Here is a 13,392-nt window from a genome sequence, read left to right as displayed (position 1 = left end):
GCGCCGGCCTCCCTCTCTCCCCGCTGACGGGCGGAGGGGGCCATGCTTCGTCGCTAATCCTTACTCCACCCTGCGGTTGAGCGCCTTCACGGCCAGTTCCGTGCGGCTGCGGGCGTTGAGCTTTTCCAATATCCGGCTGACGTAATTCTTCACCGTGCCCTCGGCCAGCTTGAGATTGGCGGCGATTTCCTTGTTGCCCTTGCCGGCGACGATCAATTGCAGGATGTCGTTCTCGCGATCGGTCAGCGCCTCGCCGGGGTCCTGGGGCTCGCTCGAAGGCGCGGGCGCCCGGCGCACGCGGCGGAATTCGTCGAGCAGCTTGCGCGCCACATTGGGCGCGAGCCGCGAATGGCCGCGCGAGACGGCGCGGATGGTTTCGAGGATTTCCTCCTCCTCGGCGTCCTTGAGCAAATAGGCCTGCGCGCCCGCGCAAATGGCGTCGAAGATCAGGTCGTCGCTGTCGAAGGTGGTGAGGATGATCACTTGCGCGTCCGGGCAATCCTTGACGATCTGGCGCGTCGCGACGATGCCGTTGAGCCGGGGCATCTGGATGTCCATCAGCACGATGTCGGGTTGCCAGCGCCGCGCCTCCTGCACGGCCTCGGCGCCGTCGCAGGCCGTCGCGACGATCGTCATATCGACCTCCAGCGCCAGCATCGAAGCGAAGGCGCGACGGATCATCGGTTGATCCTCCGCGATCAGAATGCGGATGCGTTCATCCTGCACCGGTTTCCCTCTCCAGTCACGAAGGAAGCAGGGCGCGCGCCGCCGAACCTGCTTCCGCATCTTGTTCAGCGCAGGCTCCAGACCGTCCATTGCGGGAGGATGCGCCGGTGGAGGCATGACCGTCCAAGGCCGGCCAGACGAAAGCCGCAGCGTGTCCTCACGTAACACAATTCAGGGAGGCTCGCCGAAATCAGGTCGCGCCAGAAATGTGTGCGCCGAGAGTGCTGAAACACTTCAAGCAAGCTTTAGCTGCTTTTTCGTCACAATGCAATTTACTTAGAATTCAACGTCTTCTCGAAGTAGATTGACCGAGAGCCCAACGAATCCGTTGGCTGTCGGTTGGAGCTGACGCAACGCAAGACCGGCGTCGGCCCCGGCCTTCTTCGGTATTTTCGCCAACGTCCTTGCAAGAACAACGTTTTATGACGCAAGATTAGCGCAGGGCCTGCGGCGACGAATGCTTCGCGGGCCTCTCGGTTTCCCGCGCGTTCCGCGCATGGCTTCACGTTTCCCGCGCGCTCCGCGCAGCTTCAGCTCTCCCGCGCGCTTCGCGCAGCTTCAGCTCTCCCGCGCGCTTCGCGCGCCTGGCGCCGCCACGACGATTCGGGTCCCGGCGCCAGGGCCGGTTTCGATGTTGAAGCGCGCGCCGATCAGTTCGGCGCGTTCGCGCATGCCGATCAGGCCAAAATGGCCGTCCCGCGCCCGGTTCGGTTCGAAACCACAGCCGTCGTCGACAATCTCCAGCTTGGCCCCGTCCTCGGCGTCGGCGGCGAGATGAACGCCGACCCGCGTCGGCTGGGCGTGCAGTTCTGCGTTGCGCAGGCTCTCCTCGGCGATCCGGAAAAAGGTCTCGGCCACCTCCGGGCCGAGGCCGGAAAGGATGCGCGCGTCGAGATCGACGCACACGTGCACGCCGGTGTGTTCGTTGAAGCGCCGCGCCAGCGATTCCAGCGCCGCGCCGAGGCCTTCACGTTCGAGCGGATGGGCGCGCAGATCGGCGATGGCCGCCCGCGCCCGCGCCAGGCCGTCGCGCACCGCCTGTTCCGCGACCCCCAATTCCTCGGCCAGACGCGGCGGCGCGTCGTGACCGGCGGTCTTGCGGATCAGGCGGATCTGGGGGCTGAGCGCCACCAGCGAATGCACCAGGGTGTCGTGCAGCGCGTGGGCGATGCGCAGGCGCTCGCGCATCACCGCGTTGACGCGCGCCTCCTCGGCGCGGGCGTCGGCGTCGGCGCGCAGACGGCGCAGATCGGTGATGTCGCGGCCGACCGCCTGATATTCCGCGCCGCCGCTGACCCAATGCACGCGCCACCAGATCCACACCGTTGCGCCGCCGGCGCCGAACAAGGCCTGTTCGAACGACGTGTCGGATTGGCCCGAACAGCGCGCCGTCCAGCGCTCCTCCCGCCCGGAGCCGAGCAAATCGTCCACCGCGCGGCCGAGACAATCGGCCTCGGCGCGGCCGAAGCGCCGGCAGGCGACCCGGTTGATGAAGGACACGCGCAGATCGGCGCCAAGGCGAAGCACGAGATCGCTGTCGTTTTCGACAATGTCGCGGTAGAGCGCCGCCTGTTCGCGCAGCACGCGGCCGGCGCTGGCGGCCTGATCGGCGAGGATTTGGGTCTGGCGGCGTTCGTGGGCGATCTGGCGCTCGAAATCGAGCGCGCCGCAATCGGCGCAGGCGTAGATCAGCACATCGCCGCTCTCGCTTTCGCGGACGAGGGTCAGCGCGAAGGGGTTTTCCGCCGGCGGCAGCCGCAGGCCGGGCAGGTCGATCCGCGCCCGCGCGCCCGCGCGCAACGCATCCAGTTCCGCCTCCATCCCGAAGAACACCGGGCTGTCGACCAGCGGCGCGCCCGGGGGCGGCAGCCAGTCCAGCAACCGGCCCTCGACGGCGCGCACCCGCAGATCGGCGCCGATTCGGGCGAAAGCGAACAGGCCCATGGCGAAAGCTGGCGCGGTGTCGCCCGCCGTCGTCACGCCCGCCCCCCGACGGCCGGAAGGGAAACATTGAAAAGCCGCGCGCCCATCGCCTGCTCCTGATCGCTTCGCATCATGCGCGCCGCGCGGGAGACCGCAAGGCGGCGTTCAGATCAGGGTCAAAATTTCTGCTGCACGCGGACGCGGCCCGACCATGACGTCGAGGTGGTCCATTGCTCGCCGGCGCCGCCGGACGGGGACGACGGCGTTTCCGTCTGGCCGAGCGCGTAGGAAATCTCGCCGCCGATCATCAGGTTCTTCAGCGGCGTCCACACCAGATTGCCGCCCACGATGGACTCGCGGTACTCGCCGGCGCCGGCCACGCCCGACTGGCCGGTCTTGACGGCGTCGGGATAGCTCATGCCGAACACGCTGGCGAACAGCGAGGAGGAGACCTCCGGGGACCAGAAATGCTTGAGGGCCGCGACAATGGCGTAGCCGCTGGACCTGTCGCAGCGCCCGAACGGTTGCGCCGCGACCACGCAATCGTAATCATAGGCGGCCAGCCCTGGCGCGGTGGTCAGGCGCGGGCTGGCGATTCCGGGATGGTTGATGTCGCCGAACGTGCTCTGGCTGTCGCCGGCGACGTAAGCCGAAGCGCCCCGCGCGTAGGTCGCTTGCAGGATCATGGCGTCGGCGTCCGACAGGCTCGGCAGGTTGACCTTGAGCCCGCCTTGCGCCGCGAAGCCCCATTGCGACGAGGTGGCGGCGTCCGGCTGTCCCGGCGCGACCGAGGCCGGCGCGGCGTAACGGGTGCGCAATTGATGGGCGGCGGCGCTGATCTGCGCCTGACCCAACGGACTCTCGACCCGCAGCGCGCCCACGATATCCGGCGCGCCGTCGCCCTGGTAGCCGACGCTGGCCAATGGATTGACCGCCTGGCCGATCTCGCCGCGGCGCTCATGGGGGTTTTCCACCGACACAATGGCGGTGACGCCGGGCGTTGGCGCGAAAGCGTAGGAGAAAAGCTCGGTGCGAGTGTTGGAGCCGCGCAGCACGGTGAAATTCCACGCGTCGGCGTAAAAATCGAAGGCGGATTGGGCGCGGCCGGCGGTCCAGCCGGCGAAGGTGATATAGGCGAGGTCGAGCCGGGTGAGATTGGCCCAATTGTCGGGATTGGCGCTGCCGCCATAGCCGGCCATGGCGCTGACATAGGCCGAAACCAGCCCGGCGTCGGTGGGCAGCCGGGCCGCGACGGTCAGGCCCACGGCGAAGGCGCCGCCGAGCGCGGCGGGATGCTCGGTCGAATCGATGACGAAGGGCAGGCGGGCGCCGGCCGGCGGCCCGGCCGGCGTGCGCGGCAGGCTGCGCAATTCGAGCTGGCCGATCGCGCCGCCGCCGATCGCCAGGCACATGTCGGAGTCGGGAAGGGCGAAATAGGATTCGCCATAGGCGTTGCAGGTCCGCGCGTAGGTCGGCGCGCTGTCGGCCGGGGCTGCGGGCGCGACAAAGCGTTCCGCCGCGCACGCCGGTAGCGCGGCGAGCGGCAGGCTCACTACAGCGGCGATTCCGCGAATCGAGGCGAACCTCATCGTCAACCTTCCCATCGTCCCCAGATAGGGGATGACTCCCATGGAATATAGCACGATTGGAACATTTTGCCGAAGCGGGGTCAGGTCCTGTCGGGTTCTTCGTCGTGGTGTTGCGCTTCCGCCACAACCACCGCCGTCATGTTGGCGATGCCACGCGCCGTGACTGACGGCGTGAGGATATGCGCGGGTTTGGCGGCCCCGAGCAGGATCGGCCCGACCGGCAGGGCGTCGGCCATCATCTTGGTCATCTGGTAGGCGATGTTGGCGGCGGGAAGATTGGGCATGATCAAGATGTTGGCCACGCCCTTGAGCCGTGAGTTGGGGAAGACGCGCGCGCGCTTGACCTCGGACAGCGCGCTGTCGGCCTTCATTTCGCCGTCCACTTCCAGATCCGGCGCGTCGTGGCGCAGAATGTCGAGCGCGGCGCGCATTTTCGCCGCGGAGGGCGAATCCTCCGAGCCGAAATCGGAATCGGTCACCAGCGCGATTTTCGGGTTGAGGCCGAAGCGGCGGGCGTGGGCGGCGCAGAGCACGGCGGATTCGGCGATCTCGCGGGCGCTGGGATCGCGGCGCACATGGGTGTCGGCGATGAAGAACGCGCCCTTGTTGGTGATCATCAGGCTCATGGCGGAGAAATCCGACACGCCCGGCGCCACCCCGATAATGTCGCGCACATTGCAGAGACGCTCGGCATAGCGGCCTTCAAGCCCGCACAGCAGGCCGTCGGCCTCGCCGCGCGCCAGCGCCAGCGCCCCGATCACCGTGGCGTTGGTGCGCACCAGGGTGCGGGCGAGGTCGGGATTGACGCCGCGCCGACCGGCGATGGCCACCAGCGAGGCGACATAATCCTTGTAGCGCGGGTCGTGTTCGGGATCGATCAACTGGAAATCGCGGTCGATGGCGATGGCCAGCCCGAACTTTTTGAGATGCTTCTCCACCACGGCGCGCCGCCCGATCAGGATCGGCAGGGCGATGCCTTCCTCCACCACGGATTGGACCGCGCGCAAAACGCGCTCGTCCTCGCCCTCGGAATAGACCACGCGGCGCGGGCTGGCCTTGGCCGCCTGCATCAGCGGCTTCATGATGAAGCCGGAGCGGAACACCGTGGCTTCCAGTTTGGCCTGATAGGCCTCGAAATCGACGATGGGGTGGCGGGCGACGCCGCTTTTCGCCGCCGCCCTGGCCACGGCGGGGGCGATGCGCAGGATCAGGCGCGGATCGAACGGCGAGGGAATCAGGCTGGCCTTGCCGAAGGCCGGCGCGACGCCGCCGGCGGCGCGGGCCACCACTTCAGAGGGCGGTTCATGGGCGAGCCCGGCGATGGCCTCGACGGCGGCGAGCTTCATCGCCTCGTTGATGGTGGTGGCGCCCACATCCAGCGCGCCCCGGAAAATGTAGGGGAAACACAGGACATTGTTGACCTGGTTGGGATAATCCGACCGCCCCGTGCATAAAACCGCGTCGGGACGCACGGCCAGCGCCGCCTCGGGCAGGATTTCCGGGTCGGGATTGGCCAGCGCCAGGATCAGCGGCGTCGCCGCCATTTCCCGGACCATGTCCGGCTTGAGCACGCCGCCGGCCGACAGGCCGAGGAAGACGTCGGCGCCGGGAATCACCTCGGTCAGCGTCCGCGCGGAGGTTTCCCGCGCAAAAGTCTCCTTGAGCGGGTCCATCAGCGTGTTGCGGCCCTTGTAGACCACGCCTTCGAGATCGGTGACGAAAATGTTTTCGCGTTTCGCCCCGAGCGCCACCAGCAGGCTGAGGCAGGCCAAGGCCGCCGCGCCGGCGCCGGAGGACACGATTTTCGCCTCCTCGATCTTCTTGCCGGCGAGTTTCAGGCCATTGGTGACGGCGGCGCCGACGATGATGGCGGTGCCATGCTGGTCGTCGTGAAACACCGGGATCGCCATTTTTTCCCGCAGCCGGCGTTCGACTTCAAAGCATTCGGGCGCCTTGATGTCTTCCAGATTGATGCCGCCGAACGTCGGCTCCAGCGCGGCTATGGCGTCAACCAGCTTGTCGACGTTCTTTTCGTTCAGTTCGATGTCGAACACGTCGATGCCGGCGAATTTCTTGAACAGGACCGCCTTGCCCTCCATCACCGGCTTGGCCGCCAGCGGCCCGATGTCGCCGAGGCCGAGCACGGCGGTGCCATTGGTGACGACGGCCACCAGATTCTGGCGCGAGGTATAGAGCGCGGCCTTGTCGGGATTTTCCGCGATTTCCAGGCAGGGCGCGGCGACGCCGGGCGAATAGGCCAGCGCGAGGTCGCGCTGGTTGCCGAGCGGTTTGGTCGCGCGAATTTCCAGCTTTCCCGGTCGCGGATGCGAGTGATAGACCAGCGCGCCGGATTGCAGGTCGGATGACAGACTCTCGCTCATTGAGGCTCCCTGGCGTTGGTTTCCGGAGGTTTGCGCGGCGATTCGACGCTCCAGACGGGCCGTTTATATATGAGACGAAGCGCGCCGGCGCCATTGGCGGCCGTGCCGAAGATTGCAGCAGGACTTCAGGCCTTTGGGCTTTCCGGCCGGCGAGACTGGGCGTAAAGGTGAGTGCAAGCAGGACACTCGCAGGCAGGACATTCGAAGGACGAGGCAATGGTTGAGATTGTGACGCGGGAACAATTGAAGCAAGGTCTGGCGGAAGGAAAAATCCTGCTGCTTGACGTGCGCGAGCCCAATGAATTCGCCGCCGGCCATATTCCGGGCGCGGTCAGTTTTCCGCTGTCCACCTTCGATCCGTCCCGCCTGCCGCGCGAAAACGGCAAGAGAATCGTGTTCTCCTGCCGCTCCGGCCAGCGCACCCAGCGCGCCATCGAAATGGCCCGGCTGGGCGGGCGCGGCGACGCCGACACCCATTATGCCGGCTCAATGAACGACTGGCTCGCGGCGGGCGAGTCGGTGGAGAAATAGGCTCCTCACGGGCGCCTTGAACCGCCTCGTCCGACGCCAGGGCGAGAGGGCGTGCGCCCATATGCGCCAGGTTAAGCTTGGTGGCTGCCGATAGCTTCGTGAGTTGATCCCCTCGTGCTTCGAGACGGCGAGCTTTGCTCGCCTCCTCAGCATGAGGGGATCAATGGAATCAATAGAGTAGCCCTCTAGTAGCCCTCATGCTGAGGAGGCTCGGAAGGAGCCGTCTCGAAGCACGAGGGCGGTCCACGGCTCTTGCCGCAGCCCGCCAGCGCTTGACCCCGCGCATATGAGGCATGCGCCCTCAAGCCGCGGAGCGGCGCGCAAGACTCTCCCGCTCCCGCTTCAGCGCGTCGCGCAGCCCGACGAGGTCGAGCGGCTTGATGAAGATGTGGGCGATCTCTATCTCATGTTCGCGCGCGATTGTCAGGGTGTCGTCGAGCAGATGCCCCGTTTCGCCGGTGACGATCAGCACCCGCGCGCCCGGACATTTTTCCGCGGTGAGGTGGAGCAGGTCGGCGCCGACGCCATCGGTGAGGCCGAGATCGACGGTCACGCAATCGAACGGTCGTTGTTCGAGGCAGGTCTGGGCGAGGATGGCCTCCGCCTCCGCCACCGAGCAGGCTTGCGCCACCTCATGCCCCGCCTGCGCGGCGATTTTCGCGATGAGGCGGCGCTGGATCAGGTCGTCGTCCACCACCAGAAGGCGGCTGACCAAGGCGGATTCGGGAGCTTGGCTCATGGCAAGGCGCTTTCAGGCTGCGGAGAGGATTTCGTCGACATGGGGCCGGGCTTCGTCAAAGGCGGCGCGGGCGGCTTGCCCGAGCGTTTCGGCGCTGGCGCCGTCCTCGCGCCGGGCGGCGGCTTCGAGTTCGCGGGCGATGGCGGCGAGCCGGGCGAGGCCCATGGTGGCGGCGGAGCTTTTCAGGGCGTGCGCCTCGCGGCCGGAAACGCCCAATTCGCCCTTGCGCAACTCGGCTTCGATGATTTCCAGCCGCGCCGAGGCGTCGGTCATGAAATCGCGCAGCAGGTCGCGGGCGTCCTCCGGCCCGACCTCGGCGCCCAGCAGCGCGAAGGAGTCGTAAGCGAAGGCGGGTGCGCCGACTTGCGCGGCGGGCTCGCCGCAGACCGGCGTGGAGCCGCGCGCCGATGCGCTGGCCGGTTCGGCGGCCATGGCCCGCGCCGCCACGTCGCGCAGCGGGCCGCCGCGATAGGGCTTGGCCAGGAAATCGTCCATTCCGGCGGCGGCGCAGAGGTTGCGGTCCTCCTGGAAGGCGCTGGCGGTCAGCGCCACGATCGGAGTGTCGCCGAACGGCGCGGGCAGGGCGCGGATGGCGCGCGCAGCCTCCAGTCCGGTCATGTTGGGCATGTGCACGTCCATAAGGATCAGGTCGAATCTTTCACATGAGGCTTTCGCCAGGGCCTCGGCGCCGTCGCTGGCCTCGACGACACGGGCGCCGGTGCGCGCCAGTATGGTCTGGGCGATGGCGCGGTTGGTCGGATTGTCCTCGGCGAGCAGGATCGAGCGGCCGGAAAAGTCGTGCTGGTCCGCATCCGGCGCTGGCGGCGGAATCACCAGCCGGATCGGCGCGGGCAGGTCGTTTGAAAGGATGGGGGGCGCGGCGCTCCTCTCCTCCCCAAGCTCTTGCGCCGCGTTTTCGGCCGGAATCTCGGCGAAAGGCGCGCGCAGCGTGAAGGCGCTGCCCTCGCCGGGGGCGCTGACCACGAAAATATCGCCGTCCATCCGCTTGGCGAGCCGGCGCGAGATGGCGAGGCCAAGGCCGGTGCCGCCGAAGCGCCGGGCGATGGAGCTGTCCGCCTGCCAGAATTCGGTGAACAGTTTGGCGCGGGTGGCCTCGCTCATGCCCGGCCCCGAATCGCGCACCGTGAAGACGAGCGGGCGGCGGCCGTCAGCTTGCGGCGATTCGGCGGAAACTTCGATATGGACGCCGCCTGAATCGGTGAATTTCAAGGCGTTGGAGATCAGGTTGAGCAGGATCTGGCGCAGACGCGCCGGATCGCCCGCGACCCGCTCGGGCAGATCGTCGGCGATGCGCACGTCGAGCGACAGTCCCTTGTCGGCCGCCTGTCGCTCCATCAGCGCGGCGACGTTGCGCGCCGCCGTCGACGGGTTGAACGGGCGGATCTCCAGGGTGAGTTGCTTGGCCTCGAGTTTTGAAAAGTCGAGAATGTCGTTGATCATCCGGTGCAGATGCTCGCCGGAGCGGGCGATGATCGCCAGGGATTGGCGGTGCTCCGGACTCAAATTCTGGTCCAGCAGGTGATCGGCGAGCGCGACCACGCCGATCAGCGGCGTGCGGATTTCGTGGCTCATGGCGGCGAGGAAATCGCTCTTGGCGCGATTGGCGCGGCGGGCCTCGTCGCGGGCCTGACGCATGTCCGCCGTGCGCGCGATCACCTCGGCCTTCACCGCATAGCGCCGGTCCACCAGCCAGGCGATATTGCCGGCCAGGAACAGCCAGGCCACCAGAAGGACTTCCGGCAACCGCCCGGTCTCGCGCGCCAGAAAATCCGGCGTCGCCACGGCCTCGACCAGCCAGGGCCGCCCGCCGATCGACAGCACCCGCGAACTTGCGACGGCGGCGGGCGGGCGCGACACGCCCCGGGGCGTCGCCGGATACATTTGCGCCTCGCGCGGGTCGGCGGCGAGGTCGCTGATGGAAAGGGAGAGATCGGCGCCGGACCCGAGGCGATTCACCGCCTCCTCGACGCAGAATACACCCAGCACGAGCCCGCGCAGCCGGTCCGAGCCGTCGAACACCGGATAGGCCACGAAGAAGCCGTTATGGTCGCCGGCGTGCTGAATCAGGGTGATCCGGCCGGAGGCCTGGGGGGCGCGGGTGGCGACCGCCGCTTCGATGGCCGCGCGGCGGACGGGATCGGAGGCGACATCGAAGCCGACGATCTTTTCATTGCCGCGCAGCGGCTCGACCGTGGTCACGGGATAATAGCGCGCGCGCTCCGCCGCGACCGCCATGCCCTGCCCATTTTGGTCGCGGATGCGGAAACCCGGAAACTCGCGCGCGGCTTCGGCCTCGAACCGGGCGCGCTCGGCATTCTCGACCACTGGAACCCATTCGAAGGCCTGAATCCCCGGACTTGAGGCGAGCAGGGGCGCGACGAAGCGCTGAAATTCCTCCGGGCCGGGTTCGCGCGCCGCGTTGAGGAAGGAGGCGAGCGGCCGCAGCGAGCCGATGGTGGTGAGCAGACCCGCCTCGACCGCGGCGATGCGCTCGCCGGCGATGCGCTCGAACGAGGCCTGGATGCGGCTGGTTTGCGCATCTTCGCCAAGGCGATAGGCGAAGACGGCCGCGACCAGCCCGACGAGGATGACGACGAACATGCCGAGGGCGCGACGGTTTTGGGCCTGAAAAGTGGCGGCTGTTTCGCTTGGCGTCAAGGCGCGGCCGGCTTGCGCCGTCCCCATCCGCGATCGCCGCCCTGATATCGGCTTCGGCCTTTGCCTGCGCATTCGGCCGCTCCGGCGCGCGGACGCCGGACCGGCGTCATGCCGGCGTTCTCACGTTGCACGCTTTGGCTTAATGCAAGCTTGACGCGAAGCGGGACGGAAGCGTCGCCGCAAATGCGAAAAAGGGATAGGATAAAGCCGAGCTTTTCAGAGGAGCGGAATGGATGGGGCGTTTGCAGGGAAACCGCGCGGTTTGCGTCGCGCCGCCCGCTGCTTGCGGCGCGGCGCTGCCCGGCCATGATTTCGCCGATTGTTATGAAATCGCGGTTGCGCCCGACCTCGACGCGCCGGAAGCGGTGCGGCGCATCTTCGCCAATCCGCCGCGCTGGGCGGCGATGCTGATGGACCTGCGCGACGCGCTCGTCGGCCCCTTCGGCTTGAAACCGGCGCCGTCCACCGGCTTTCCGGTGATTTCCGAACGGCCGGACGAGGTCGTGCTGGGCTTCGACGACACCCATCTGGATTTCCGCATCGTGGCGCGGGTCGCGGGCGGCAGGGCGACGCTCACCACTTTGGTGCGCCGCCACAATATTTGGGGGCGGCTCTATCTCGCCGCCGTGACGCCATTCCACCGCCGGATCGCGCGGGCTTTCGCGGAGCGGATGGCTTAGGCAACGAAACGAAATAACCGCTTCAATTCCGGCGCCGGATAAGCGCCACGCCTCGCCGGCGCGCTTCCCTTCTCCCCTTGCGGGAGAAGGTGTCGCGCGCAAGCGCGACGGATGAGGGGTTCGTTCCTCGCGATGCGGACGATTCACTTATTTCGTCGCGTCGCCTTAGGTCGGATGGCGCCTCGGCCGCGCGCCGGTCACAACAGCCCCAGCGCGCTCAACTGGCGGCGCAACTCTTCCGGCAGCGCCTCGCCGGCGGCGCCGAGATCGGCGGGCGCGTCCTCGGGTTTCAGATAGCGCCAGCCCTGAAAGGCGCGGCAGGGGCGGGGGGCGACCGACACGATGTCGTCGTCGAGTTCCAGCGCGCAGCGGCGCACCCCGGCGGAATCGACGAAATCCTCCAGGCCGATCAGTTTCTGCCGCGCGCAAATCTGGCCTTTGATCACCCAATACAGCGAGCCGCCGTCGAGCAATTCCCCGGCGCGGGTGGGGCGCATCCGCGTCACATGGGCGTGGATCGCGCCTGGACTCGCTTTCGCCCGCGCCAGGGTGAAGCGGCGCAATTCGGCGACGGACTCGATTCCGACGCAAAGTTTCAGCAGATGGAGCGGCATGCGCCTTTCTACCCGGCGCGGGCGCGTCCGTCCAATGGCGCCTATCGTCCCGCGCTGGCTCCCGTTGCCCCCTGCTGGCGCCTGGGGGCGAGAAGGACTATCTTGACCGCGAAAAATGGAGGCGAATATTCTTCTGCTCGGACTTCTGGCTCTCATCCTTGTGCTTTACGCCCTGCGCGAAATGGGCCGCTCCCCGCCGGCGCGCGTCGCCGCGCTGACGCGCTCCGCGCTGGCGATGATGGCGCTCGGCGCCGCCGCGCTGGCGCTCACGCGCGGCCATTTCATCGTGGCGCTGGCGCTGGGGGGCGCGGCCATGCTGACGGCGGCGGGCAAGAATTTTCGCGCGCCCTTCACGTTCGGCGGCGCCAAGCGCGTGCGTGGCGGTACGGTGGATCTGGAATTCGACGATTACGGCGTGCGCGACGGAAAAGTTCTCTCCGGCCGCTTCGCCGGCTGGAAATTGTCGGAAATGTCCAAGTTCGAATGCGACGCCTTCCACGCCCAGTGCGCCGTGGAGGATCCCCAGGCGCTGCTGGCGCTAGAGGCTTATCTGGACCGCCGCTTTCCCGGATGGCGCGCGACAGCTCAGGACAATGCGGACGCGGGTTGGAACGGGTCGAACGGCCGCGTCGGCGAAATGAGCGAGCAGGAAGCTTATCAGACGCTCGGACTTCGACGGGGGTCGAGCGCGGACGAGATCGTTCGGGCGCATCGCGCGCTCATGAAGGAACGTCATCCCGACCACGGGGGGACGACGGATGACGCGGCCCGTCTCAATCAGGCCAAGGACAGGCTCTTGCGGCGTCATGTCTGACGACCTCCCAACTTTTTTAAAGACGCAACGAACTCAACCAGACTTCCCCACGCGCGGCCGCTTCAATTGCGCATCGCGATGCAGGAAAACCCGGAACTTTTCAAAGCCTTGCACACCGCTTCGGCGCGCGACTCCTCCAGCCCGGCGAAGCGGGCGCGGTAGAGCGTTTCCTTGCCTTTGCGCACCGCCTCGGTATAGCCGCGGGCCGATCCGAGCAGGGCGGAGCGCTTTTCCTTGGCGCTCTTGATGAGCGCGAGCGCCTTGTCGGCGTCGTCGGTGGCGCCGATCTGGAGGATCCAGCCGGATACAGCCGGCTTTTCCGACGCGATCTTGTCCTTGCCTTTGTCCTGAGCCGGGGCCTTCACGCTGACCCCGTCGTCATTGTCCTCGGCCGCCTTGGGCGCGGCTTTCGGCTCGATTCGGGCGGTGAGCTTGGCCTTGACCATCGGCGGGGCGCCGGTCATCCAGCGCGCGCCGCCGGGGGTGGCGGCGCCGGCGGCCTCCTGGGTCGGTCGGGTCGAGCCGTCCTGTCGGGTCGCGGCGTCCTGTCGGGTCGCCGTGGCGGTGCGGTCGTCGCGGCTGATCCGCTCGTCGGGAATGTTCTTGGGCGGCTGCGGCGCGGCGGCGACAAAGGCGGGACGCGGCGGCGGCACCAGGGCGGCGAGCTGAAGGTGCGCCGGCCCCGCGCGCCGAACCGGCGCCGGTCGTTCGCGCCG

Annotated in this window: 11 protein-coding genes; 3 read left to right on the top strand and 8 right to left on the bottom strand. The window is 67.7% G+C overall.

From position 1 onward, the window contains the following. Positions 1-60: 60 nt before the first annotated feature. From CCR94_RS15455 to CCR94_RS15440, 4 genes are all read right to left on the bottom strand, one after another. Positions 61-726, bottom strand: coding sequence for a response regulator (locus tag CCR94_RS15455; RefSeq protein WP_244594097.1), 666 nt, complete (start codon positions 724-726; stop codon positions 61-63). Positions 727-1,284: 558 nt separating this feature from the next. Then, entirely contained in the window at positions 1,285-2,706 is a 1,422-nt protein-coding gene (locus CCR94_RS15450; protein WP_146090024.1) for a sensor histidine kinase, read from the bottom strand. Positions 2,707-2,825: 119 nt separating this feature from the next. Continuing rightward, entirely contained in the window at positions 2,826-4,238 is a 1,413-nt protein-coding gene (locus CCR94_RS15445) for a porin (protein ID WP_158254780.1), read from the bottom strand. Between the two features lie 80 nt (positions 4,239-4,318). Beyond that, a complete protein-coding gene (locus CCR94_RS15440; RefSeq protein WP_104508748.1) occupies positions 4,319-6,619 on the bottom strand; it encodes an NADP-dependent malic enzyme in 2,301 nt (766 codons plus the stop codon). A gap of 216 nt (positions 6,620-6,835) precedes the next feature. Here CCR94_RS15440 and CCR94_RS15435 point away from each other — a divergent pair, with 216 nt between their 5' ends. Continuing rightward, positions 6,836-7,150 (top strand): rhodanese-like domain-containing protein, encoded by a 315-nt coding sequence (locus CCR94_RS15435; protein ID WP_104508747.1) that lies wholly within the window; start codon positions 6,836-6,838, stop codon positions 7,148-7,150. Positions 7,151-7,451: 301 nt separating this feature from the next. On the opposite strand, the gene CCR94_RS15430 is transcribed toward CCR94_RS15435, so the two are convergent. Both CCR94_RS15430 and CCR94_RS15425 read right to left on the bottom strand, forming a co-directional pair. Next, on the bottom strand, positions 7,452-7,889 hold the full coding sequence (locus CCR94_RS15430; RefSeq protein ID WP_104508746.1) for a response regulator: 438 nt from the start codon (positions 7,887-7,889) through the stop codon (positions 7,452-7,454). A gap of 12 nt (positions 7,890-7,901) precedes the next feature. Continuing rightward, positions 7,902-10,595 carry a CHASE domain-containing protein gene (locus CCR94_RS15425; protein ID WP_158254779.1) on the bottom strand — a complete coding sequence of 898 codons (2,694 nt, stop codon included), beginning with the start codon at positions 10,593-10,595 and terminating at the stop codon, positions 7,902-7,904. Positions 10,596-10,801: 206 nt separating this feature from the next. Between CCR94_RS15425 and CCR94_RS15420 the strand changes: the two genes are divergently transcribed. After that, complete coding sequence (locus tag CCR94_RS15420) at positions 10,802-11,248, top strand: DUF2867 domain-containing protein (RefSeq protein ID WP_104508744.1); 447 nt, start codon at positions 10,802-10,804, stop codon at positions 11,246-11,248. Between the two features lie 197 nt (positions 11,249-11,445). Here the strand turns inward: CCR94_RS15420 and CCR94_RS15415 are convergent, their stop codons facing one another. Next, the gene (locus CCR94_RS15415) at positions 11,446-11,862 is read right to left on the bottom strand and encodes a DUF1489 family protein (RefSeq protein ID WP_104508743.1); all 417 of its coding nucleotides are present in this window, start codon (positions 11,860-11,862) and stop codon (positions 11,446-11,448) included. Between the two features lie 115 nt (positions 11,863-11,977). Here CCR94_RS15415 and CCR94_RS15410 point away from each other — a divergent pair, with 115 nt between their 5' ends. Next, a complete protein-coding gene (locus tag CCR94_RS15410; RefSeq protein ID WP_104508742.1) occupies positions 11,978-12,676 on the top strand; it encodes a J domain-containing protein in 699 nt (232 codons plus the stop codon). A gap of 62 nt (positions 12,677-12,738) precedes the next feature. Here the strand turns inward: CCR94_RS15410 and CCR94_RS15405 are convergent. Continuing rightward, the coding region (locus tag CCR94_RS15405; protein ID WP_146090023.1) for an SPOR domain-containing protein at positions 12,739-13,392 on the bottom strand (654 nt) is incomplete at its 5' end.

The organism is Rhodoblastus sphagnicola, from assembly GCF_002937075.1.
In the GTDB taxonomy this organism is placed as follows: domain Bacteria; phylum Pseudomonadota; class Alphaproteobacteria; order Rhizobiales; family Beijerinckiaceae; genus Rhodoblastus; species Rhodoblastus sphagnicola.
This window is presented reverse-complemented; position numbering and strand designations above follow the sequence as displayed.